This is a genomic window from Tyzzerella sp. An114 (assembly GCF_002161055.1).
In the GTDB taxonomy this organism is placed as follows: Bacteria; Bacillota; Clostridia; order Lachnospirales; family Anaerotignaceae; genus Fimicola; species Fimicola cottocaccae.
This window is the reverse complement of the sequence record NZ_NFLT01000002.1, coordinates 89,779-113,761: the sequence shown is the minus strand read 5'-3', so window position 1 is coordinate 113,761 and position 23,983 is coordinate 89,779. Positions and strand designations below refer to the sequence as shown.

General features: G+C 32.1%; 22 protein-coding genes and 1 other annotated feature. Of the genes, 6 read left to right on the top strand and 16 right to left on the bottom strand.

The genetic code is table 11. From position 1 onward, the window contains the following. Window positions 1-11: 11 nt before the first annotated feature. On the bottom strand, window positions 12-845 hold the full coding sequence (locus tag B5E58_RS02365) for an AAA family ATPase (protein WP_088108085.1): 834 nt from the start codon (window positions 843-845) through the stop codon (window positions 12-14). A 118-nt stretch (window positions 846-963) separates the two neighbouring features. Then, a complete protein-coding gene (locus B5E58_RS02360) occupies window positions 964-2,646 on the bottom strand; it encodes a Na/Pi cotransporter family protein (protein WP_088108084.1) in 1,683 nt (560 codons plus the stop codon). Window positions 2,647-3,020: 374 nt separating this feature from the next. Between B5E58_RS02360 and B5E58_RS02355 the strand changes: the two genes are divergently transcribed. Then, window positions 3,021-4,010: a diaminopimelate dehydrogenase gene (locus B5E58_RS02355; RefSeq protein ID WP_088108083.1), complete on the top strand. Its 990-nt coding sequence runs from the start codon at window positions 3,021-3,023 to the stop codon at window positions 4,008-4,010. 41 nt (window positions 4,011-4,051) lie between these two features. Here the strand turns inward: B5E58_RS02355 and B5E58_RS02350 are convergent, their stop codons facing one another. The 5 genes from B5E58_RS02350 to thrS form a co-directional block, all read right to left on the bottom strand. Then, the gene (locus B5E58_RS02350; protein WP_088108082.1) at window positions 4,052-4,963 is read right to left on the bottom strand and encodes an AEC family transporter; all 912 of its coding nucleotides are present in this window, start codon (window positions 4,961-4,963) and stop codon (window positions 4,052-4,054) included. A gap of 72 nt (window positions 4,964-5,035) precedes the next feature. Further along, window positions 5,036-5,392, bottom strand: a complete 357-nt coding sequence (gene rplT, locus B5E58_RS02345; protein WP_088108081.1) for a 50S ribosomal protein L20 — start codon at window positions 5,390-5,392, stop codon at window positions 5,036-5,038. Window positions 5,393-5,427: 35 nt separating this feature from the next. After that, on the bottom strand, window positions 5,428-5,628 hold the full coding sequence (rpmI, locus tag B5E58_RS02340) for a 50S ribosomal protein L35 (protein WP_088108080.1): 201 nt from the start codon (window positions 5,626-5,628) through the stop codon (window positions 5,428-5,430). 26 nt (window positions 5,629-5,654) lie between these two features. Continuing rightward, window positions 5,655-6,155, bottom strand: a complete 501-nt coding sequence (gene infC / locus B5E58_RS02335) for a translation initiation factor IF-3 (protein WP_088108079.1) — start codon at window positions 6,153-6,155, stop codon at window positions 5,655-5,657. A 298-nt stretch (window positions 6,156-6,453) separates the two neighbouring features. Beyond that, window positions 6,454-8,361: a threonine--tRNA ligase gene (thrS, locus tag B5E58_RS02330; RefSeq protein ID WP_088108242.1), complete on the bottom strand. Its 1,908-nt coding sequence runs from the start codon at window positions 8,359-8,361 to the stop codon at window positions 6,454-6,456. Window positions 8,362-8,824: 463 nt separating this feature from the next. Between thrS and B5E58_RS02325 the strand changes: the two genes are divergently transcribed. From B5E58_RS02325 to B5E58_RS02315, 3 genes are all read left to right on the top strand, one after another. After that, complete coding sequence (locus B5E58_RS02325) at window positions 8,825-9,106, top strand: hypothetical protein (RefSeq protein ID WP_088108078.1); 282 nt, start codon at window positions 8,825-8,827, stop codon at window positions 9,104-9,106. Further along, on the top strand, window positions 9,103-9,702 hold the full coding sequence (locus B5E58_RS02320; RefSeq protein ID WP_088108077.1) for a lysine exporter LysO family protein: 600 nt from the start codon (window positions 9,103-9,105) through the stop codon (window positions 9,700-9,702). Before B5E58_RS02325 ends, B5E58_RS02320 begins: the two co-directional genes overlap by 4 nt. A 151-nt stretch (window positions 9,703-9,853) precedes the next feature. Continuing rightward, on the top strand, window positions 9,854-10,618 hold the full coding sequence (locus tag B5E58_RS02315) for a C39 family peptidase (RefSeq protein ID WP_088108076.1): 765 nt from the start codon (window positions 9,854-9,856) through the stop codon (window positions 10,616-10,618). Between the two features lie 46 nt (window positions 10,619-10,664). Here B5E58_RS02315 and B5E58_RS02310 read toward each other — a convergent pair whose 3' ends face one another. The 5 genes from B5E58_RS02310 to B5E58_RS02290 form a co-directional block, all read right to left on the bottom strand. Then, window positions 10,665-11,888 carry an aspartate kinase gene (locus tag B5E58_RS02310; protein ID WP_206608540.1) on the bottom strand — a complete coding sequence of 408 codons (1,224 nt, stop codon included), beginning with the start codon at window positions 11,886-11,888 and terminating at the stop codon, window positions 10,665-10,667. 16 nt (window positions 11,889-11,904) lie between these two features. Beyond that, on the bottom strand, window positions 11,905-12,807 hold the full coding sequence (gene thrB, locus B5E58_RS02305; RefSeq protein WP_088108074.1) for a homoserine kinase: 903 nt from the start codon (window positions 12,805-12,807) through the stop codon (window positions 11,905-11,907). 2 nt (window positions 12,808-12,809) lie between these two features. Next, entirely contained in the window at window positions 12,810-14,036 is a 1,227-nt protein-coding gene (locus tag B5E58_RS02300; RefSeq protein ID WP_088108073.1) for a homoserine dehydrogenase, read from the bottom strand. Between the two features lie 8 nt (window positions 14,037-14,044). Beyond that, window positions 14,045-14,488 carry an ACT domain-containing protein gene (locus B5E58_RS02295; RefSeq protein WP_088108072.1) on the bottom strand — a complete coding sequence of 148 codons (444 nt, stop codon included), beginning with the start codon at window positions 14,486-14,488 and terminating at the stop codon, window positions 14,045-14,047. Window positions 14,489-14,612: 124 nt separating this feature from the next. Beyond that, window positions 14,613-15,248: an HAD family hydrolase gene (locus tag B5E58_RS02290; RefSeq protein WP_088108071.1), complete on the bottom strand. Its 636-nt coding sequence runs from the start codon at window positions 15,246-15,248 to the stop codon at window positions 14,613-14,615. Between the two features lie 169 nt (window positions 15,249-15,417). On the opposite strand from B5E58_RS02290, the gene B5E58_RS02285 reads away from it, so the two are divergent. Together B5E58_RS02285 and B5E58_RS02280 are read left to right on the top strand one after the other, a co-directional pair. Further along, entirely contained in the window at window positions 15,418-17,001 is a 1,584-nt protein-coding gene (locus B5E58_RS02285; RefSeq protein ID WP_088108070.1) for a hypothetical protein, read from the top strand. 23 nt (window positions 17,002-17,024) lie between these two features. Continuing rightward, window positions 17,025-18,119 (top strand): pyridoxal phosphate-dependent aminotransferase, encoded by a 1,095-nt coding sequence (locus tag B5E58_RS02280; protein WP_088108069.1) that lies wholly within the window; start codon window positions 17,025-17,027, stop codon window positions 18,117-18,119. Window positions 18,120-18,156: 37 nt separating this feature from the next. On the opposite strand, the gene B5E58_RS02275 is transcribed toward B5E58_RS02280, so the two are convergent. From B5E58_RS02275 to ftsW, 4 genes are all read right to left on the bottom strand, one after another. Then, a complete protein-coding gene (locus B5E58_RS02275; protein ID WP_088108068.1) occupies window positions 18,157-19,323 on the bottom strand; it encodes a DUF3885 domain-containing protein in 1,167 nt (388 codons plus the stop codon). Between the two features lie 113 nt (window positions 19,324-19,436). After that, complete coding sequence (locus tag B5E58_RS02270; protein ID WP_088108067.1) at window positions 19,437-22,076, bottom strand: valine--tRNA ligase; 2,640 nt, start codon at window positions 22,074-22,076, stop codon at window positions 19,437-19,439. A gap of 60 nt (window positions 22,077-22,136) precedes the next feature. After that, window positions 22,137-22,359: a binding site (T-box leader), on the bottom strand. Window positions 22,360-22,404: 45 nt separating this feature from the next. Continuing rightward, complete coding sequence (locus B5E58_RS02265) at window positions 22,405-22,797, bottom strand: secondary thiamine-phosphate synthase enzyme YjbQ (protein ID WP_088108066.1); 393 nt, start codon at window positions 22,795-22,797, stop codon at window positions 22,405-22,407. A 37-nt stretch (window positions 22,798-22,834) separates the two neighbouring features. Then, a complete protein-coding gene (gene ftsW, locus B5E58_RS02260; RefSeq protein ID WP_088108065.1) occupies window positions 22,835-23,971 on the bottom strand; it encodes a putative lipid II flippase FtsW in 1,137 nt (378 codons plus the stop codon). Window positions 23,972-23,983: the final 12 nt, after the last annotated feature.

Here is a 23,983-nt window from a genome sequence, read left to right as displayed (position 1 = left end):
CACCGCCTTTCTTACCATCTTGGGCGAGCAAATCCTCTTTCTTTTGCCTTTTCAACAGTTTCAAGATCTTCATTTTTCTTAAGAAGAACACCGGCAAAAGGAACTTTTTCTTTTATCTCATCAGGATTAATTCCACCTATGGCGAGAGCCTGTATCCAGTCAATAACTTCTGATGTACTAGGTTTTTTCTGAATATCTCTTACATCTCTTATAAGATAGAATGTTTCAAGAACTTTTTCAACAAGATATTCATCTATATCATCAAAATGAACCTTTATAATCTCAGCCATCATTTCAGCATTAGGAAACTCTATATAATGGAAAATACATCTTCTTAAAAATGCATCTGGAAGCTCTTTTTCCGCATTTGATGTTATTATTACAATAGGTCTAACTTTAGCTTTTATAGTTTCCTTTGTCTCTGGAATATAGAACTCCATTTTGTCAAGCTCCCATAAAAGGTCGTTAGGAAACTCAAGGTCAGCTTTATCAATCTCATCTATAAGAAGAACAACCTGCTCATCACTATTGAAAGCCTCACCAAGTTTTCCAAGTTTTATATATTTTTTAATATCATTAACGCCCTCTGTTCCAAACTGGCTGTCATAAAGTCTCTGTACAGTGTCATAAACATAAAGTCCGTCCTGAGCCTTTGTTGTTGATTTTATATTCCATATTATAAGTTTTTTATTAAGAGCCTTTGATATTGCATCTGCAAGCATAGTTTTGCCTGTTCCCGGCTCACCTTTTATTAAAAGAGGTTTTTCAAGTGCCATAGCTATATTAACACTTCTCATAAGGTCCTCTGAAACTACATACTCATTACTTCCATTAAAATTGTTCATACAAATCTCCCTTCATTATTAAATGTTTTTTAAGTTTATCATATTTATCTTGTTTTTGTCTATTAATTTTTTGCAATAAAAAAACGGTATAAAAATATACCGTTTTTAATAATCAAAATTATTTTTCCTGTGTAGCAACTTTTTCACTGTGATGAAGCTTAATTTGACGATTTTCATTTAAAACAACCTGTGCAATATTAAGTGAATGGTCTGATATTCTTTCAAGATTTGTGAGTATGTCAAGGAAATATATTCCCGGTTCAGCATTACATTCATTGCTTGCAAGACGTTGTATATGTCCAAGTCTGAATTTATTTCTTAATTCATCAACAATATCTTCTTCTCTTACAACATTTCTTGCAGCCTCAACATCAAAGTTTTCAAAAGCCTTTATTGACTCTGCAAAACTTGTAAAGCTGTGTTTTACAATCTCTTTAAGCTCTGTCATAGCAATTTCAGAAAATTCTGTTTTAGACTCTTTCATTTCTGAAGCTATACCAGCAAGATTTTCACAGTGGTCTCCAATTCTTTCAAGGTCGTCTACAAGATGAAGAAGTGAAGTAACTGTCTCATTTTCAATATTGCTTATAGGTTTACTACATATTTTTACAACATATTCATTTATTCCATCACATATATTATCAATTTTTTCTTCTCTTTTTAAAACCTTTTCAATCTCGTCAGGGTTTTTATTATAAATACAACTTATTGCTGCATCAAGATTTTTAAGTACAACATTACCCATTCTTATAACTTCTTTTACAGCAAGCTGAACAGCAACGCTAGGTGTCTCAAGAACACGGTCGTCAAGATGTACAATAACTTTTTCTTCTTCTGTTTCCTGAACTTTGTTAAGTTTCTTAGCAAGGAATATTATACCATTGCTGAATGGGAAAAGAATTATTGTAGTAGCAACGTTAAATGAAGTATGAACAATACTTATTTCAGTTATTGTTATAAGCTGCTCTCCTAAAGCAGGATTTATCATCTTAAAGTATATAATAGAAAGAATACTGAATATAATAGTACCTATAATATTAAAGAGAAGATGCATATAAGCAGCACTCTTTGCATTTCTGCTTGCACCTATACTTGAAAGCATAGCTGTTATACAAGTACCGATATTCTGACCCATTATAACATATACAGCTGCATTAAATGGAACAAGACCAGCAACAGCAAGAGTCTGTAAAATACCTACTGAAGCAGAAGAACTCTGTATTATAGCTGTTACAACAGCACCGGCAAGAACACCTAAAAGCGGATTAGCACCAAGTGTTAAAAATGCTGTTCTGAAAATTTCAGAGTCTCTTAAAGGTGTAACAGCTCCAGACATCATGTCGATACCTATGAAAAGTATACCAAAGCCAATAAGTATAGAAGCTATTTCTTTCTGTTTGTTTTTCTTTGCTGTTATAAGTGCAACAACACCAATCATAACAACAACAGGTGCTAAAGTTGAAGGACTTAAAAATTCTGCCCACTCAACACTTGATACAAGCCAACCTGTTACAGTAGTACCAATATTAGCACCCATGATAACACTCATAGCCTGTACAAGGTTCATAAGACCAGCGTTAACGAAACCAACAACCATTACTGTTGTTGCGGAAGAACTCTGTATTATGGCTGTTACAAAAGCACCAAGAAGAACTCCCATCAATTTGTTTTTTGTAAGAACTTCAAGCATTTTTTTCATTTTTGAACCGGCAGCATTCTGGAGCCCCTGTGCCATAATCTGCATACCGTAAATGAAAAGGGCTAAGCCTCCCACAAAAGGAAATAAAACGTCAGTTAGCATAAAATTATCCTCCTCAAAAACCTTCCTCATTTTTATTATTCCCCATACTTCAACACACATACCATAACATTCGCGAAACATAAAATCAACACAATCTAAACATATTTAACATACATTTAACAGTTTTTGTATATATAAACAAAGTAAAACAAATAATTATGTCTTTTATTTGTAAAAATTAATGTAAATATAAAATAAAAATTAATTCCAATTATTTGAAAAAAATTTTCTATATTTATATAATTTTAAAATTAAATATCAAATTATACCCTCTATAAAAAAAATGTATACTTTCTTTAATATCATTTTACTTTATCAATTTAAAAAAAAATGTTATACTGTTCTTACAAAACTAAATCAAGGAGGTTTCTAATATGAATTCAAAAATCAGAATTGGTATTGCCGGATATGGCAACATCGGAAGAGGTGTTGAATTGGCAATTAAACAGAATAAAGATATGGAGCTTGCAGCTGTTTTCACAAGACGTGACCCTTCAACAGTAAAAACTATTACAGAAGGTGTTAAAGTTGTTCATGTTGATGATGCAGCTTCTATGAAAAATGATATTGATGTAATGATACTCTGCGGTGGTTCTGCAACAGACCTTCCTGTTATGGGTCCACAGTTTGCTGAGATGTTTAATACAATAGATAGTTTTGATACTCATGCAAAAATACCTGAATATTTTGCAAATGTTGATGCAGCTGCTAAAAAAGGAAACAATGTTTCAATAATTTCTGTTGGCTGGGACCCAGGTATGTTCTCAATAAACAGACTTTATGGTGAAGCTATACTTCCAGAAGGAAGCCACTACACATTCTGGGGAAAAGGTATCAGTCAGGGACATTCAGACGCTATAAGACGTGTTGAAGGTGTTCAGGACGGAAAACAGTACACAATACCTTCAGAAGCTGCTATGGCTGCTGCAAAAAGCGGTTCAGAGCCTGTGTTAACAACAAGAGAAAAACACACTCGTGAATGTTTCGTTGTTGCAAAAGAAGGTGCTGACAAAGCATTAATTGAAAAAACAATCAAAGAAATGCCAAACTACTTCTCAGATTATGACACAACAGTTAATTTCATTTCTCAGGAAGAACTTAACGAAAAACATAGCAAAATGCCTCATGGTGGATTTGTTATAAGAAGTGGAAAAACCGGAGATGGTGAAAATCATCATGTAATCGAATATTCATTAAAACTTGATTCAAATCCAGAATTTACATCAAGTGTTCTTGTAGCTTATGCAAGAGCTGCTTACAGACTTGCACAGAAAGGTGAAAGCGGTGCAAAATCAGTATTTGATATAGCTCCAGCTCTCCTCTCTCCAAAGTCAGCAGATGAATTAAGAAAAGAATTACTCTAAAAAAATTAACGGTACAGAAATTAATCTGTACCGTTTTTATTTTAATTAAAGACCATAAGTATAACTGTCATAGCCACAAGACTTACAGGTATACACAGGGAATTTATAACTCCCGCCAATGAATAGTTTGCTCCAAGTCTTTGACAATATATAGGTGCAATACTAAGTATAGGAGAAAATACAGCCATTATAAGTATTTTTTTAACATCATTTGAATAAGGTAATATATTTAATATAATCAAAGCAAAAACAAAAGCTCCTGCATATCTTATAAATATAACCTTTAATATTTTTTTAGCATTATCCCAATCCATATTCACTTCAAAAACGATACCTATAAGAAATATAGCAAGAAATGTATTTGCATTAGCAAAAAGTTTTATTATACTGTAAGCACCATCTGGAAGATATATTTTTAAAGATGTTATTATAAACATAAATATATATGTAACAAAAGATGGAGATGAGAAAAGTATCTTAAAAAATCCTTTAACAGACATTGTATTACCTTTGCTCACAATACTAGAAACTATTGCAAAAGAAACTCCAAGACACATAATACCATTTCCCATATCAAACATACACAGAGAAGCTATTGTTGCAGAAGGGAAAAAAGCCTGAGCAAATGGAATTGTAAAATTTCCTATATTGTAACCTGATGAATTTATCATATAAAAAACTTTATCAACAGTACCCTTTCTTTTAGAAACAAAAAATCCAACAAAAAGCATTATAATATTTGTTATAAGTCCCAAAAAAATTATACTTACAAGAGTACTATTTATTACAACACCTTGAAACCCTGAAGCCAAAGCCGCTGGTAAAGTTATATTCATTATTATTTTTGAAATAACTTTACTTTCTGAAATTGTTATAATACCGCTTTTTTTAAATATATATCCTAAAGTTATTATAAGTATAAAACCAAAAGCTCTAATTAATATTGTTTCCATTAAAATAAAATCCCCCCAAATCACAAAAAAGAGGCTGTCTACTGACAACCTCTTTTTTATTTATATAAATAATTAGTTTAATTTGCTTTTAGCTGTTTCTGCTAATTTAGCGAAAGCTGCTGTATCGTTTACAGCAAGGTCAGCAAGCATCTTTCTGTTGATTGTGATGTCTGCTAATTTTAAACCGTGCATTAATTTGCTGTAAGAAATATCGTTCATTCTTGCAGCAGCGTTAATTCTTGTAATCCAAAGGCTTCTGTATTCTCTCTTTGTCTGTTTTCTACCAGCGAATGCATAAGCCATAGCTTTCATTACAGACTGTTTAGCAACTCTGTACTGTTTGCTTCTTGCTCCACGGTAACCTTTAGCTAATTTTAAAACTTTTTTATGTCTTTTTCTAGCGTTTAACGCTCCTTTAACTCTTGCCATTTCAAAAATCCTCCTTATATACTATTCCCGAAAAATTATGCGTAAGGTAATAATCTCTTCTTAACGCTGTTTGAAACTGTTTTGTCAACTAATGTTGCGTGTCTTAATTTTCTTTTTCTCTTTGTTGTTTTCTTTCCGAGAATATGCTGTGTATTGGATTTATTTCTTTTAATTTTACCTGTTCCAGTAACTCTATAACGTTTTGCAGCTGCTTTTTTTGTTTTTAATTTAGGCATAATGTATATCCTCCTTAGATTATATCTTATTTAGAACTTTTAGGAGCAAGGAACATAACAAGGCTCTTTGCTTCCATTTTTGGTGGTTTGTCAACTACTCCATACTCTGAAATGTCTTTGGCAAAATTTTCAAGAATAATATTCGCTGTTTTTGAGTGACCTATTTCACGACCTCTAAAACGAATACTAACTTTTACCTTATCTCCGTCTTTCAGGAATTCAATAGCTTTCTTAACCTTAACCTGTATATCATGTGTGTCGATACTTGGAGACAAACGCAATTCCTTAACATCAACAGTTTTCTGTTTCTTTCTTGCTTCCTTCTCTTTTTTCGCCTGGTCAAATTTGTACTTTCCGTAGTCCATAATACGACATACCGGCGGTTTAGCAGTTGGTGCAATTTTAACAAGGTCTAATTTTCTTTCGTCAGCAATTTTCTGTGCCTCTCTTGATGAAACTATACCAAGCTGATTTCCTTCCTCATCGATAAGTCTTACTTCTTTGTCTCTAATTTGCTCATTGATCATTAATTCTGTAATAGCCGAGCACCTCCCCAAAATAATTAGTTAATAAACAATAAAAAAAGTGAATAGAAGTCTATCCACCAGAAAATACATCATAAAACACAGCACAAAACTGTACTGTTTTTAAAATACGTATTAACCCAAACACCTATGTATTTAAGGTGAGAAGTGGACACTTCTTCTTTATTACTGAGATAGTATACCACACAAAAAATTATGTGTCAACACATTTTTATACTAATCAAGAATATATTTTTAAAATCAGGCAGACAGCAAAAACTGTCTGCCCTCTTTTAAACAATTAGTTGTTAGCTCTTGTTTTGATTTCTTCTTTAACTCTTGCGATAACATCATCAAGGTCAAACTGTCCTTCTTCACCATTAGTTCTTGAACGAAGTGAAACTTTTCCAGCTTCTTTATCTTTTTCACCAACAACGATGATATAAGGAACTCTTTCGTTTCTAGCCTCTCTGATTTTGTATCCAATTTTTTCAGCTCTGTTATCTGTTTCAACTCTAATACCTTCAGCATCAAGTCTGTCAGCAACAGATTTTGCATAATCTTCAAATTTTTCAGATATAGGAAGAACTTTAACCTGAACAGGAGCAAGCCATGTTGGGAACTGTCCTGCAAAGTGCTCTATTAATATACCGATAAATCTTTCAATAGAACCGAAGCAAACTCTGTGTATCATAACTGGTCTCTTCTTTGTTCCGTCAGCAGCTGTATATTCAAGTTCAAATCTTTCAGGCATCTGCATATCAAGCTGTATTGTACCACACTGCCATGTTCTTCCAAGAGAGTCTTCAAGGTGGAAGTCAATCTTAGGACCATAGAATGCACCGTCACCCTCATTTACAACATACTCAATTCCGTTTTCATTAAGGGCATCTCTAAGACCATTTGTAGCAATTTCCCAAGCCTCATCAGAACCCATACTGTCTTCTGGTCTTGTTGAAAGCTCTATATGATACTTAAATCCGAAAAGACTGTAAACACTGTCAATAAGTTTGATTACTCCGCTTATTTCGTCTTTAATCTGTTCTTCTGTCATGAATATATGAGCATCGTCCTGATTGAAGCAACGAACACGCATAAGACCATGTAAAGCACCTGATTTTTCATGTCTGTGAACAAGACCAATTTCACCAACTCTTAATGGAAGGTCTCTGTATGAGTGCATATTCTGTTTGTATACAAGCATACCACCAGGACAGTTCATAGGTTTGATAGCAAAATCCTGTTCATCAATTATTGTTGTATACATATTGTCTTTGTAGTGGTCCCAGTGACCGCTTGTTTCCCAAAGCTGTCTACTTAATATGATAGGTGTTGAAACTTCAACGTATCCAGCTTTTTTATGAATTTCTCTCCAGTAGTCGAGAAGTGTATTTTTAACAACCATACCCTTTGGAAGGAAGAATGGGAAACCTGGGCCTTCATCAAGAAGTGCAAAGAGCTGTAATTCTTTACCAAGTTTTCTGTGGTCACGTTTTTTAGCTTCCTCAATCATGTTAAGGTATGCGTCAAGGTCAGCAGCTTTTGTGTAAGCTGTACCGTAAATTCTTGAGAGCATTTTATTCTTTTCATTTCCTCTCCAATAAGCACCAGCAACAGATGTAAGTTTAAATGCTTTAACTGGTTTTGTGCTCATAAGGTGAGGTCCTGCACAAAGGTCAACGTATTCACCCTGTTTATAGAATGAAATTACAGCGTCTTCTGGAAGGTCGTTTATAAGCTCAACTTTGTATGGTTCTTCTTTTTCTTCCATAAGTTTGATAGCTTCTGCTCTTGGAAGTTCAAATTTTTCAAGTGGAAGATTTTCTTTTACTATATCTTTCATTTCTTTTTCAATAGCTGTAAGTTCTTCCGGTGTAAATGGTGTAGGTCTATCAAAATCATAATAGAAACCGTCTGCAATAGCAGGTCCTATGGCAAGTTTTGTTTCAGGATAGAGTCTTTTTATAGCCTGAGCCATAATATGAGAAGCTGTGTGACGGAAAGCTCTCTTTCCTTCTTCATCATCAAATGTACAAATACTTACTTCTGAGTCTTTATCTACAACAAAACGAAGGTCCTGTGTTTCTCCGTCAACGATACCACAGCAAGCATTTCTTGCAAGTCCTTCGCTTATACTTTTTGCAATGTCAAGAACAGAGATTGCATTTTCATATTCTTTTACAACTCCGTCTTTAAGTGTTACCTTAATCATTTTATTTTCTCCTTTCAAAATTAAAAATCCCAATAAAAAAAACTCTCATACCTTATTTAATAAAATAAAAAGGGACGAGAGTATAATATTCCCGCGGTTCCACCCTGATTGTAAAAACCACTTAATTAAAGACTTTAACGCAGTCATACGGACTTTTTTAAAGTCACTCCGAGGTGGTCTTCGAACTATCGTAAATAGGAATACTCACACCAGTTTTATTAAAAAATAAAACTGTATTCCCTCTCTGAAAGATACTTGACAGCCTACTGTCCTCATCAACGCATTTAAAATATATATTAATGACGTTATTATATCACATTAAAAAAAGCTGTCAAGCATTTTTACATTTATGTATCAAAAGTTTTACAAATATGACCTAAAAATACAAAACAATCTTTTTTAGATTATCAAAATATGATATATTATTGTTTGTGTTTTTAAAAGGAGGTGTTTTGTCTTTATGGATATTCTTATAATAATGTCAGTAGGAATTTTTATAGGTTATAAATATTTTAACGAAAAATATTCAGGTATAAACAGTCTTGTACAAACTTTATGTACTGCACTTTTAATATTTTCAATGGGTGTATCATTGGGAAGTAGACCAGAATTTTTTTCGGAGCTTTATACTCTTGGAATAAAAAGTATTGCTTTTTCAATTATACCTATAATATTTTCAATTATTCCTGTGTATATTCTAACAAAAAAATTTTTGGACAAAAAAACGGGTGATAAAAAATGATAATAATAGCTTTAATAAGTCTTGTTGCAGGAGTTTTATGTGGACAATTTGTTTTTGATGTAAATGTTATAAATATGTTTTCACATATATCCGATTATGCTTTATACATACTCATGTTTGCAGTAGGAATAAGTGTTGGAACAAACAAGCAAGTATTCAGAAAATTAAAAGAATATCATGTAAAAATAATAATAATACCTTTCGGAATAATAATAGGTTCAATATTTGGCGGTATTGTTTGTAGTATAGTTTTAAAAATGCCTTTAAATGAAAGTTTATCAATAGCCTCAGGTCTTGGCTGGTACAGTCTTTCAGGTGTTCTCTTAACAAATTTAGGCGGAGCACAACTTGGAACTTTGGCATTTTTAAGCAACATAATGCGAGAGCTTTTCTCATTCCTTTCAATACCTTTTGTGGCAAAACATTTTAATAAATATACAGCAATAGCTCCGGCAGCAGCTACAAGTGAAGATACAACCCTTCCAATGCTCATAAAATATACAAGTGCTGATGTGGCTGTTATGGCTGTCATAAACGGTGTTATATGCTCCGCTGTTGTTCCTATACTTATAAACTTCTTTTTTAATTTATTTTAAACATAAAGAGCAGATAAAAATATTCAAACCAAAAATATTTTTATCTGCTCTTTTTATATATAACTTCTTAATAAAGTCGACAGATATTTTTTATAAATACTTCAAATTGATATGTTATATTTTCCATATGATGTAATCGGGGGGTATATTTATGATATTTACGGAATTTATTGAATTTATACATTTTACAGACTTTTTAAAATTAACAAGATTTATAAAACAAGCAATATTATTAATTATTTTTTTATTGATAACAACACAAATTTATCATTTTATATTCAAAAAAAGAAAGTTTGGTGCATTTATAAGACTAATTTTATATACTACAATTTTTATAGTATTTTTAAAAGTTTCGGGAACGGCAAATCCTCTTTCACTATTAACTTTTGAAAAATCAGAACTTCCAGAAGGTTTTATATATTATAGTCAAACTGATGAAAATTGGGGTAACGAATATTATGGAACATCAGACCTTATAAAAGATACAGGCTGTGGACCTACTGTAACTGCAATGGTTATTTCATCTTTGACAGACACACAAATAAATCCAAAAGAAATGGCAGACTGGTCTTATAATAATGGTTATTACAGTAAAAGCTCTGGCAGTTATCATACACTTATAGGAGCAGCCCTTGAAAATTTCGGACTTTCTTATACAATAACAAACAGCTCTGATGACGTAAAATCTGCATTATATGAAGGTAAATATATAATTGCTCTTATGGGAAGTGGACACTTTACAAAAAGCGGACATTTCTTAATACTTTGTGGAATTGATGAAAATGAAAAAGTGACAATAGCAGACCCTAACAGTATTAAAAATACAGAACGATTATGGAATTTTGAAACAATAGCATCTGAAACAAAATACAGCACTACAATAGGTGGTTCCTATTGGATTATAGAAAACAATTAAATAAAAAAGCTGTCCATATAGGACAGCCTTTTTTTATATGTATTAATTAGTTTCTAAAGTTCTTTGTAGCATCTTTAAATTTGTCGTGAACAGCTACCATAGCATCATCAACATCTTTTTCATCAATAAGAACGGAAATTTTAATTTCTGATGTTGAAATCATATTGATGTTAACGCCTGCATCATAGAGAGCTTCGAACATAAGACTTGCAACACCTGGGTTTGTAGCCATTCCAGCACCTACAACTGAAAGTTTTGCAATATTGTCTTTATGTGTAATCTCTTTAACTCCAAGTCTCTCTTTATTTTCTTCAAGAACATCAAGAGTACGCTGTAAGTCTGATTTTGCTACTGTAAATGAAATATCTTTTGTATTATCACGTCCAATAGACTGAAGAATAATATCTACACTGATTTTTTCTTTAGCAAGTAATGAGAATAAAGCAAAAGCCTTTCCTGGAACGTCCTCAATTCCAATTACTGATATTCTAGATACATCTTTATCTGAAGCGACACCGCTAATAAGCATTTTTTCCACGTTTGTTTCCTCCTTAACTACTGTTCCTTCTGCTCTTGTAAGACTTGAGCGAACAACTAATTTAACATTGTATTTTTTAGCAAGTTCAACTGAACGATTATGAAGAACTTTTGCACCAAGTGAAGCAAGTTCAAGCATTTCATCGTAGCTGATTTCATCAAGTTTCATAGCTGATTTAACTACTCTAGGGTCTGCTGTGTAAACACCATCAACGTCTGTGTATATTTCACATATATCAGCGTGAAGTTTTGCAGCAAGAGCAACAGCAGAAGTATCAGAGCCACCTCTACCTAATGTAGTAACATCATCATATTTATTTACACCTTGGAAACCTGTAACTATAACAATGTTCTTTTTCTCAAGTTCAAGGTTAATTCTTTCTGTGCTTATTGTTTTAATTCTGGCATTGCTGTAATTAGAGTTTGTATCAATTCCAACCTGGAAAGCATTTAATGATATTGCATTTCTTCCAAGAGCATTTATAGCCATAGCCATAAGAGCAACAGACTGCTGTTCTCCTGTTGAGAGGAGCATATCCATTTCCCTTCTTGAAGCATTTGGATTAATTTCTGCTGCTTTTTCTATAAGTTCATCAGTAGTATCACCCTGTGCAGATAATACAACTACCATGTCGTTTCCTTCATCATAAGCTTCAATAATTCTTTTTGCAACATTGAAAATTCTTTCTGCGTTAGCTACGGAACTACCGCCGTATTTTTGTACTATTAACAATTTAGTATCCCCCCGTTTATTCTGAAATAATTGTTGCACCATCTATGTCAGGCTCAAGAAGTGTTAATTGCCACTCATGAGGCATTGAATTTAGGTATGCAGACATTTTATGTTCAAACTCTGTGGCTTTATCCTCTGTGAGAACAGCCATAAGTGTAGAACCAGCACCACTTAAATATGCGCCAACAGCACCATAACCCTTTGAAGCTTTAAATATACGCTCCATTTCAGGTATAAGCTGTCTTCTGTATGGCTGATGAAGTTTGTCATCCATAGCCATTCTTAAATTATCTATGTTTCCAGTCATCATTGAGGCAACTAAAAGCCCCGTTCTTGATGAATTAAATATGGCATCTTGTCTTGATATTTCATCAGGCAAAACACCTCTGGAAGCTGAAGTTGATATTGGGAAATCCGGAACCATAATAGCAAATCTTAATTCTTCCGGTACTCCTATTTTAACATATCTCATCTCGTTTGTGTCAAGAGCACCTACAACCATTCCACCTAAAAGAGCAGGATTTGAGTTGTCAGGGTGTCCTTCAATTTTAGCAGCAATCTGTGCTAAATCATCTTTTGTATAGTTACAGCCAGAAAGATGATTTGCAGCCATAAGACCAGCTACAATACAAGCGGCACTACTTCCAAGACCTCTTGTTACAGGAATATAATCCTCCTGTATAAGTCTTATGCCAGGCATAACCTTCCCTATCTCTGCATAAAAGTCAACCATTGTTCTGTAAATAAGGTTTGTTTTATCAGCAGGAATATTTATAAGCTGTTTTCTTCTTACTTCTATTTCAACGCCTTTTTCAATTTCCTCAAACCAAAGGTGATTATAAAGCTTTAAGGCAATACCAATACTGTCAAAGCCAGAACCCATATTTGCGGAAGTTGCAGGCACTCTTATGTGCATCATAATTAAACATCCATACGGATTACATTTCTTATATCCGCAGCCTTTCTTAATATTTCTAATTTTTCTTTAAGGCTTCCTTCTGTTTCCTGACCTGTTATAATTGCAACCTCGTCATCATCATAATCAAGGTCAGCAAACTCACAGCCTTCAAAAAGTACTTTTGACTCTGTTTTTATTCTCTTAATGTCTCCACCGGCACGTATAAAAGCCTTTACAGGAACATAATTAAGCTCAAGTATTTCAAGTTTTTCATCTATCCAATCAATATGTACATTTTCTCCCATATGACGAACAGCGTCAATAACATCAGATACAACAGCACTAGCAGTTGGAAGACTTCCAGCACCACTTCCATAATACATTGTATCTCCTAAAACATTACCTTTAACAAATATTGCATTGAAAACTCCATCAACTGTTGAGAGTGGGTGATTTTTTGATAACATAAAAGGAGCAACCATAGCAGATATACCATTTGAAAGTTTCTTACTTGTTCCCACAAGTTTTATTTCACATTCAAGTTCTTTTGCATACTCCATGTCTTTTCCTGTTATATTTGTAATACCCTCTGTATAAATCTCCTCAAAGTTGGCAGTTTTGCCGAAAGCTAAAGATGAAAGTATAGCTATTTTACGGCAGGCATCATGTCCTTCAATATCCGCAGTAGGGTCTTTTTCAGCATATCCAAGTTCTTGAGCTTTTTTCAAAACTTGACCAAATTCTTTTCCCTCTTTAGCCATTTTTGTAAGTATAAAGTTTGTTGTACCATTTAATATACCTGATATTTCAAGTATATCATCAGCTGTAAGACATTCATTTAAAGGTCTTATAATAGGAATACCGCCTCCTACACTTGCCTCAAAAAAGAAATTTACGTTCTTTTCTCTGGCAATCTGTAAGAGCTCAGGTCCATGAGCAGCAACAAGAGCTTTATTTGATGTAGCAACACTTTTTCCCTTCAAAAGAGCTGATTTAACAAAAGTATATGCTGGCTCAACTCCTCCCATAACTTCAACAACAACCTTAACACTGTCATCGTTTAAAATGTCATCTATATTATGAGTTAGAACTTTCTCAACAGGAAGCCCTGGAAATTCTCTAAGGTCAAGAACATACTTAACATTAATTTCCTCTCTAGCCTTCTTATTTACTATATGCTGATTTCTTTTTATTACTTCAAAAACACCGGAACCAACTGTTCCGTAACCCATTATAGCTATATTTATCATTTATAAAATCACTCCCTAGCAATTATTTTAAATGTCTGTACGCCATGTATAGACTCTATCTTTTTGACAAATGTGCTCATATCGCCTTTCATATCATTTGTCTCTATTGTTATTGTAACATTGGCTATGCCATTTATAGGTATAGTCTGATTTATAGTAAGAATATTTGCACCTGCATCGGCAATGCTATTGAGTATAGATGATAAAAGACCTGGGCTATCATCAAGGTTTACAGATACAGTAACAGTCTTACCTCTTGTGTTTTCATATAGAGGATAAACAGCGTCTCTGTATTTATAAAAAGCACTTCTACTTATACCAACCTTTGCAACAGCGTCCTGGACTGTTTTTTCTTTTCCACTTTCAAGAAGATTTTTTACTTCCATTACCTTTAAAAAAATCTCAGGCAGTACACTTTTATCTACAATAAAAAAATTCTTATCTTCTCTCATAACGCATCTCCTGTATTTCTAACATAAACATTTGTAGTCACATCAAGGAATATAACACATATTATTATTAAATTCAAGTACTAATTATAAAATACTTTAAAAAATTAAATTAGAGACACTTTATTTAAAATACAAACTCATCAAAAGAATCTATATACTTATCACAAATTTTTTCCATTTCTCCCCTTTTATCATCAGAAAACTCATCATAGACGCCAACAACAAAGGCTCCTGATTTTTTAGCTCCCATAGCTGCATGGGGAACATCTTCAAACACAACACAATTTTTTATGTCCTCACCAAGTCTATTTGCAGTTTCAATATATATATCTGGAAAAGTTTTATTTACTCCAACATCATCAGAAAAAACAATAGTGTCAAAATATTTCAATATATCATGTCTTTTTAAAACTGCATAACACATATCTTTTATACTAGATGTAGCTATTCCCAACTTTATTCCTTGTTTTTTTAGTCTATCTAAAAATTCAATGACACCTTTTTTGAGATTTACATTTTTCTCATATTCATCATAAGCCAAATTGTAAAGTTCATTCATAATTTCTTCCTGTGTCATATCTATATTGTATCTTGTCTTTATATAATTTACACCTTCTGTAAAAGTTAAAGATGTTATTGTTCTGTTATACTCGTCATCAGGCTCAATTCCAAACTTTCCGAGGAATTTTCTATCAGCATTAACCCAAACATACATTGAGTCTGTAAGTGTGCCGTCAAGGTCAAATATAAAAGCTTTCATAAAAACCTCCCTAGTTTAAAAATATACTTTTTATTTTATCAGCAATACATTAAAAATCAAGATTATTAAGCAAATGTCCTTTAAATTAGACTTTTTAACATCTTATTTATTGATAAATTTTAAAAATCTGATAAAATTAATTTAATATTTATAAGGAGAAATAATTATAATGATAAAAAAAATAGAACTTGGCGACAGAATAAAAGAAATAACAAATATTTTCTCTGAAAATTTTGATGACATATATACTTTTATGGAAAAAGAAACAAAGCCTGAAATTTTAAATCTTGCTCCTGCAATATTTAGAAAATGGTATTATGGAACGATAGTTGAAAACACTATACTTTCACCAGCAAATATAATAGGAACATCAGATATAGTTTCAAAAAATAAAAACTCTGTTTTTGCTATAAATCTTTCAGTTGATAATACAAAACGAGGAAAAAACAAATTTATATATACAGGTATACTGTATAATATTGAAAATCACCCTATTATAGAAGATTTAAAAATTGCAGCTGAAAAATGTTTGCCTGATGCTCCAGCTGATGAAAATGGAGCTATCACAAAAGAATATGCCTACTCTGTATCAAAGTATCTTTCTATGAATGACCCTTTTTATGCAGAGTATATTTTTAACCTTATTTACAGGTTCAAACTTTTAAACATCTTACCTTCTATACATTCATATAGAGTACAGCTATCATCATCAGCTGACTCATTTTTCAAAAAAGGAAATGAAATAATATTAAGACTTATAATAGATGAAAGTATAAAAATATGTGCTGAAAAAATATCAAGTATTTTAGAGCTTCCAAATAAGACAGTAAGTTTTGATACAATATACTCTCTACTTCAAAAGCCTATTTCTGCTGATGATATATTTGAAAAAATATACTCATCAATAGGAGTTGATATTAATAAAATATGGGAAGCTTCTGAAAAAAATCAGCTTTCACAGTATGATATGGCAATACTTTCATCTACATTTTATATAGGAATAATAATAGATAAATATTTCATGTCAATTTTTAGTGGTTATCTCAAAATAACAGAGCCTTTTTATGCTTCTGGAATGAGTTTCAGAAATACAATAAACTCTTTAGCCGAAATAATAACACTTAAAAAAGATACTGGTCTTGAAATATTTTCTCCTTGCTCCTACTACAAACTTACATCATTAGGCAAAAAACTTATATATGGTTACTCTGAAGGAGATAAGCCTATTCAAAAAATGCCTGAAAATATAAGTTTTAATGATATTGTAGATGCTGTTACATTTGAACATGGTCAACTTAAAATATTAAATGCACAAAAAACATTTGAGGCAAAGAAAACAAATGTATATGAGTTTAAAATGTGGTATGGAAACAATGAAAATTTATGGAAGGTTACAGAAGTTTTAGAAAGTTTAACTCTTGAAGAATTAGGCAATGAAATATGTATATGTTTTGCCTTTGAAAATATTGTGGATTTCAGTTTTATAATAGAAGACTCAAATAGTTTCCCTGTTGAATATATATCAAAATTCTCAAAGAGACCTTCTCTAAATAAAACAGAAAAATATAAAATTTCTGACCTTAATATTTCACCGGGAGATATAATAAAATTTAATCCTACATTTGAAAAAGACTTAAGACTATATATAAAATGTATTGATGTTCATTCAAGAAATGGAAAAATAGTTTATCCAAGAATAAAATCTCAAAGCGAGAGTATTACAAAAGAGGAAGAAGATTTTGAACTTATTTGAAATATGAAAAGAGGTAATATACAATGAATAATCTTATGCATCAACACGGCGGTGATTTAGACGCCATAGAAAAAGCCTATGGAATACCAAAAGATGAAATTTGGGATTTTAGCGGAAATATAAACCCTTTAGGTTTTCCTGAAAGTGTTAAAAAAGCCCTTTCTGAAAATATAGATATAGTTACAAGATACCCTGATAAAAGATATACAGCTTTAAGGGAAAGCATAGGAGAATACACAGGAGCAAATCCTGAACATATCGTTGTTGGAAATGGTTCAACAGAGCTTATATCTACATTTATAAAGACAGCTAATGCCAGAAAAACAATAATAATAGGACCTGCTTATTCTGAATATGAGAGAGAAGCCTCAATATGTGGAAGTGATTTCAAATACTTCCCTCTTAAAAAGGAAGAAAACTTTGAAATAAATATGAAAAATATTTTATCTGAACTTACAGAAGAAATAGGAATGTTGATAATATGCAATCCCAACAATCCAACAGGTACAGCTATAACAGTTACTCAGATGAGAGAAATTTTAAGTCACTGTAAAAACAACAATACTTTTGTAATGGTAGATGAGACATATATAGAGTTTAGTGACAACATAGAAGAAATATGTACTATCCCTCTTGTAAAAGAATTTGACAATGTATTTGTTATAAGAGGAATATCAAAATTTTTTGCAGCTCCCGGAATACGTCTTGGATATGGTATATCAAGTAATGAAAAGTTTTTAAACACACTTTTATCTGTTCAAGACCCATGGTCTGTAAATATTTTAGCATCTTTCGCAGGAGAGAGACTTTTTTCAGACAAGGAGTTTATTGAAAAATCAAAAAAACTTATATCTGACGAGAGAAAGAAAGCATTTAATGAGCTTTCAACATGGAAAAACATTAAGGCTTATCCTTCATGTTCAAACTTTATACTCTTAAAACTTATGACTGACAAAACAAATTCAGCAGAAATATTTGATAAACTTATTCGTGAAAAAATGCTTATTCGTGACGCAGAAAGTTTTACATTCTTAGATAATTCATATTTAAGATTTTGTATACTTAACCCAGAACAAAACGAAAAACTTCTCTGTGAGCTTAAAAAAATAGTTGAATAATCAAAAAAGCTATCCCTAAGGATAGCTTTTTATTGTTTTATTCTTTTATAAGTCTTTTCCATTCATTCCAAAAAGCTATATAGCCATTTTTCTCAAAATCATTCTTTGGCAATATCTTTTCGTAACACTTATTATAAAATTCCTGAACTTTATTTGCAAAGTTTACAACTTCTTCTTTATAATCTGAAAGTCTTATATTGTATGTATTTCCCTTTTCAGTTTTTATAATAACAATATTATCATTGTGTTTAACTTCATAGTCGACACCATTATCACAACCACTTATATATACATTCTCTAAATTTTCATCAGCAAACATACTATGACCACAACAAGGCAACATCTGCTCTCCTGTATTTGTTATATAATGGTCATTTTTTATTGTCTCAAGCATACGCAAAGCCGAAGCACTGACACAACATGAATAGCTTAATATTTCTTTTTCTATTCTGACAGATACATCACCATGTAAGCATAAATCATCTTTATTATCCTTTGTGCCATCTATCCAATAAAAATCATAAGCATTTATCTGAAAATTTTTAATATTTTCTAATCCATCAAAAATTCTATCAATTCTTTCTCTGTCATAATCAAGTATAAAATTATTATAGTATTTATAAATATAATACAACTGTTCTTTTTTAGAAGATACAATGTCAATTCCCCTATCATCATACATATTAAAAACAATGCTATTAAACGTATCAATAAAATATGTATAATAAGACAGATAACTACAACCTCCAAAATCAGTTTTTGCAATTTCAGTTATAATATTATAATAGTCTATTTTATGACTATCTAAATTCCAAATAAGTTGTTTTCTTTTTAAAACTTCATCATCTTCTAAAATAAATTCATCTGAAACTATTTCATCAGGTTTATCAATATTTAAAGTTTTTATTATTTTTTTAATCTTTTTTCGATAATCTTCAGTTTCATCATATATAACATCTATTCTTAAAATATCAAAGGTACTTTCAAAATTTTTAAATACTTCATATGCTTTATCAGCTGTATTCTTTATAAATTCAGGATTTACAATAGTTTCTTCTTCGTCAAATTTCAAATAATGCTCCCAATCCTCATATTCTGATATACCAAGTCTAATACCTATATCACAATTATAAAAAAGAGGATTTTCAAAATCACTGATACCAATTTTTAAAATAGTATTTTTAATTTTATCACTTAAATTCATTTAGCACCTCCCAATATTTCAATTTTAACAATATAGTATATCAATAGCCATTAAATTTTTCTTAAAACAAAAAAGGTATGGAATTTTATTCCATACCTTAAAAATATTATTTTTTATTTTTTCATCTGAGCAAGTCTTTCTTCAACCTGAGCAAGAATAGCTTTGTATTTCTCACCTTTAGCTTTTTCCTCGTCGATAACTTTCTGAGGAGCTTTAGCAACAAATCCCTGATTGCTGAGTTTCTTTTCAACTCTCTCAATCTCTTTAAGCATTTTTTCTTTTTCTTTTTCAAGTCTTTCAATCTCTTTTGCAATATCAACAAGTTCAGCAAATGGCATATAAATTACAGCATTTTCTATAACAGCAGAAACTGCATCATCATCAATTCCTGTTTTATCAGACTGAACAGTAACATCACTTGCATAGGCAAGAGTTTTGAAGAATACTTTTGATTTTTCAAATATTTCTCTTGTATTTTCATCAGCAGAAACAACAAATACATGAGCTTTCTTTGAAGGAACAACATTCATTTCAGCACGTATATTTCTTATATTTCTTACAGCTTCTTTTACAAGGTCAATTTCTTCTTCATTAGCCTTAAAGTTCCATTCATCTTTAAATACAGGCCAGTTTGAAATCATAATGCTTTCTTCCTCTGACTGTATATGAGTGAATATTTCTTCTGTTATAAATGGCATATATGGATGAAGAAGTTTTAAAGCATTTATAAGGACTGTTTTAAGTGTCCAAAGAGCAGCGTCTCTTGTTTCATCTTCCTTATTATAGAGACGTGGTTTAACCATTTCAATATACCAGTCACAGTATTCATCCCAAAGGAAATCATGTATTTTCTGAACAGCAAGACCAAGCTCATAGCTTTCCATATTGTCTGTAACTTCTTTAGCAAGAGTATTTACTTTTGAAATAATCCATTTATCAGCTGATGTAAGGCTGAGTTTTTCAATGTCATATTCTTTTTCTTCAAGGTTCATGAGAACAAATCTTGAAGCATTCCATAATTTATTAGCAAAGTTACGGCTTGAGTCAAGTCTCTCCCAATAAAATCTCATATCATTTCCAGGAGCATTTCCTGTTATAAGCATAAGTCTTAATGGGTCAGCACCGTATTTGTCAATAACCTGAAGTGGGTCAATACCATTTCCAAGAGATTTTGAGAATTTACGTCCTTGGTCGTCTCTTATAAGACCATGAATAAATACATCTTTGAAAGGTATTTCACCCATCTGTTCAATACCTGAGAATACCATTCTTATTACCCAGAAGAATATAATATCATAAGCAGTTACAAGAACACTTGTAGGATAAAAATGCTGAAGTTCTTCTGTGTTTTCTGGCCAGCCTAATGTTGAGAAAGGCCATAAAGCTGATGAGAACCAAGTATCAAGAGTGTCCTCGTCCTGTTTAAGGTTTGTACAACCACATTTTGAACATTTTTCAGGTGCAGTTTTAGCAACTTCAATATGTCCACATTCCTGACAATAGTATGCAGGAATTCTATGTCCCCACCAAAGCTGTCTTGATATACACCAGTCACGAATATTTTCAAGCCAGTGAAGATATATTTTACCAAAACGGTCAGGTATAAAATGAAGGTCATCTTTTTTATAAGCCTCAATGGCAGGTCTTGCAAGTTCCTCCATTTTTACGAACCACTGTAATTTAATTAAAGGTTCTACAACCTCATTACAACGCTCATGAACACCAACAGCGTGTGTAATATCTTCAATTTTTATAAGGTATCCTTCATTTTTAAGTCTCTCAACAATGAGTTTTCTTGCTTCAAGTCTGTCAAGACCTTTGTACTCTCCAGCATTTTCATTGAGAGTTCCGTCATCATTCATAATATTTATTCTTGGAAGGTCATGACGAAGACCAACTTCAAAGTCATTAGGGTCATGGGCAGGAGTAATTTTAACAACACCTGTTCCAAATTCTCTATCAACATAGCTATCAGCGATAACAGGAATTTCTTTATTAACAATAGGAAGTATAACAGATTTTCCTATATATTCTTTATATCTCTCATCATCAGGATGAACAGCAACAGCAGTATCTCCAAGCATTGTTTCAGGTCTTGTTGTTGCAATTTCCATAAAATCATCAGTTCCAGCAACAGGATATTTAATATGCCAAAAATGACCAGCTTTATCAATATGGTTTACCTCAGCATCAGAAATAGTTGTCTGACATTTTGGACACCAGTTAATTATTTTTTCTCCTCTATATATGAGACCTTTATCGTAAAGTCTTGTAAATACTTCAAGAACAGCATCTGAACAGCCTTCGTCCATAGTAAAACGAACTCTATCCCAGTCACAGGAGCTACCCATTTTTCTAAGCTGTTTAAGAATAATTCCGCCGTATTCTTCTTTCCAAGCCCAAGCTCTCTCAAGGAAGCCTTCACGTCCAACATCTTCTTTTGTAAGACCTTCCTCAAGCATTTTCTGAACAACTTTAACTTCTGTTGATATACTAGCATGGTCAATACCCGGTATCCAAAGAGCGTTATATCCAGACATACGTTTCCAACGAATAAGAATATCCTGAATAGTATTGTCAAGAGCGTGTCCCATGTGAAGCTGACCTGTAATATTTGGAGGTGGCATAACTATTGTGTATGGTTTTTTACTCTTGTCTACTTCTGTATGAAAATATTTTTTTGCAAGCCATTCGCTGTAAAGTCTATCCTCTACAACAGAAGGGTCATAAGTTTTTGCTAATTCTTTTATCATTTTTATCCTCCTGTAAAATATTAAATAAAATAAGGCTAGTAAAAAAAGAGCCTTCGTCCAAAAAAGGACGAAAGCTCGCGGTACCACCTTTATTCCTGTAAAACAGGCTCTCTGAAAGTATTTAACGGAACAACCCGCCCATATCTACTTAAAAATACTTAAAATTTCAATACAGGAACTCCCAGGCTACCTTCAACATACCATATCCAAAAAAGTCTCTCAGTCAACGGACTTTTCTCCCTGATGGCTGTATATGTTTACTCCTCCTGTTCACAGTTTTTATCATAACTGATTTTAGTTTAGCTTATAGATTTTGTCAATAGAAAAATCACATAACCTTTACAAAAAACTTTCTTTGACGTGGACCGTCAAACTCTGTAAAGTATATGCCCTGCCAAACTCCCATTTTAAGTTCTCCATTTTCAACAATAATTGTCTGATTTGAACCCATCATTGAAGCTTTTATATGAGCAGATGAATTTCCCTCTGCATGACGATATTCTTTATCCTCAGGAACAATTTTTGAAAGTTCCATAAGCATATCTTTTACTACATTGGGGTCAGCATTTTCATTTATAGTAACTCCGGCTGTTGTATGAGGTACAAATACAACACACATACCATTTTCAACACCACTTCTTTTTACAGCATCTTTAACAAGACCTGTAATATTTACAAATTCATTTGACTTTGTTGTTTTTAATGAAAATTCGAATACCATAAATATTCCCCCTCTTTAGTTATTAAAAGTTATTAAATCAATCGTCACCTTTACAGTACTTTGATATATTTAAAAGTATTCCAACAGACGCCATTGTAATAAGAAGGGAACTTCCTCCATAACTTATAAAAGGCAAAGGCTGACCTGTATTAGGAATTGTATTTGTAACAACAGCAATATTTATTAAAGCCTGAAAACCAATCATAGTTGTTATACCAGTTGCTACAAGACAATTATACATATCTTCTGACTTTAATGCAATCTTTATGCCTTTCCATATAAAAAGTGCAAAAAGAATTATTACAACAAAAGCACCAATCATTCCAAGCTCTTCACATATTATAGCGAATATAATATCATTGTGTGCTTCAGGAATAAAAGTCTTCTGTCTACTCTGGCCGAGACCAAGACCAAAAAGCCCTCCACTAGCAACAGCATAAAGTCCCTGTATAATCTGATAGCCATCTCCAAGAGGGTCAGAAAAAGGGTCTCGCCATATTTTTATACGACTAAAACGGTAAGCAAACTGAGGAAGTGTTACAGCAAAAAATCCTCCAATAGATGCTATTATTCCAGCAACAACAAAATACCATATTTTAGGGCTTGCTACAAAAAGTATTGTAGCACCAATACCAGTAACAATTATAGCTGTACTCAGGTTTGAAAGTGCTATAAGTATAACAGGTATTCCAAAAACAGCACAACACTTTAAAAATCCTTTCATAGTTTTCAAAGAATTTTTATGAGTAGATATGTATAAGGAAAGAAAAAGTATTACAGAAATTTTCGCTACTTCTGAAGGCTGAAATCCAAAAAGCCATCTTTTCTGACCATTTACCTCTGTTCCTATAAACCTAAGAAGAACAAGACAAACATTTGAAAACATATAAGCCAAAAAGGAAAGTCTCTTATACAAATTCATAGGAAGTCGCATTGTTATCCACATAGCTATAAATCCTAATATAGCCCATATTGTTTGCCTTTTTAAGAAATAATACATATCATAATTAAATTTTTCACTTGTGAGTGTATCGTAATAGCTTGAGCTAAATATCATAATAATACCAAAAAACACAAGTATTATAACTACAAAAAGTATTGTATAATCAAAACTTTGTGCTTTAGGTCTTGGTTTTTTTTTCTTTGGCCTGGAATTTTTTACACTTCCATTCACAGTACCACCTCT

Bases quoted from the DNA above. Each gene is read 5' to 3' on its own strand.
- B5E58_RS02315 (WP_088108076.1), top strand. From the start codon at position 9,854: ATGATATTTACGGAATTTATTGAATTTATACATTTTACAGACTTTTTA.
- B5E58_RS02270 (WP_088108067.1), bottom strand. From the start codon at position 22,076: ATGATAAAAGAATTAGCAAAAACTTATGACCCTTCTGTTGTAGAGGAT.
- B5E58_RS02300 (WP_088108073.1), bottom strand. From the start codon at position 14,036: ATGATAAATATAGCTATAATGGGTTACGGAACAGTTGGTTCCGGTGTT.
- thrB (WP_088108074.1), bottom strand. From the start codon at position 12,807: ATGATGCACATAAGAGTGCCTGCAACTTCCGCAAATATGGGTTCTGGC.
- B5E58_RS02350 (WP_088108082.1), bottom strand. From the start codon at position 4,963: ATGGAAACAATATTAATTAGAGCTTTTGGTTTTATACTTATAATAACT.
- B5E58_RS02275 (WP_088108068.1), bottom strand. From the start codon at position 19,323: ATGAATTTAAGTGATAAAATTAAAAATACTATTTTAAAAATTGGTATC.
- B5E58_RS02265 (WP_088108066.1), bottom strand. From the start codon at position 22,797: ATGGTATTCGAATTTTCATTAAAAACAACAAAGTCAAATGAATTTGTA.
- B5E58_RS02295 (WP_088108072.1), bottom strand. From the start codon at position 14,488: ATGAGAGAAGATAAGAATTTTTTTATTGTAGATAAAAGTGTACTGCCT.
- B5E58_RS02355 (WP_088108083.1), top strand. From the start codon at position 3,021: ATGAATTCAAAAATCAGAATTGGTATTGCCGGATATGGCAACATCGGA.
- B5E58_RS02290 (WP_088108071.1), bottom strand. From the start codon at position 15,248: ATGAAAGCTTTTATATTTGACCTTGACGGCACACTTACAGACTCAATG.
- B5E58_RS02360 (WP_088108084.1), bottom strand. From the start codon at position 2,646: ATGCTAACTGACGTTTTATTTCCTTTTGTGGGAGGCTTAGCCCTTTTC.
- B5E58_RS02285 (WP_088108070.1), top strand. From the start codon at position 15,418: ATGATAAAAAAAATAGAACTTGGCGACAGAATAAAAGAAATAACAAAT.
- infC (WP_088108079.1), bottom strand. From the start codon at position 6,155: ATGATCAATGAGCAAATTAGAGACAAAGAAGTAAGACTTATCGATGAG.
- B5E58_RS02280 (WP_088108069.1), top strand. From the start codon at position 17,025: ATGAATAATCTTATGCATCAACACGGCGGTGATTTAGACGCCATAGAA.
- rpmI (WP_088108080.1), bottom strand. From the start codon at position 5,628: ATGCCTAAATTAAAAACAAAAAAAGCAGCTGCAAAACGTTATAGAGTT.
- rplT (WP_088108081.1), bottom strand. From the start codon at position 5,392: ATGGCAAGAGTTAAAGGAGCGTTAAACGCTAGAAAAAGACATAAAAAA.
- B5E58_RS02365 (WP_088108085.1), bottom strand. From the start codon at position 845: ATGAACAATTTTAATGGAAGTAATGAGTATGTAGTTTCAGAGGACCTT.
- B5E58_RS02320 (WP_088108077.1), top strand. From the start codon at position 9,103: ATGATAATAATAGCTTTAATAAGTCTTGTTGCAGGAGTTTTATGTGGA.
- B5E58_RS02325 (WP_088108078.1), top strand. From the start codon at position 8,825: ATGGATATTCTTATAATAATGTCAGTAGGAATTTTTATAGGTTATAAA.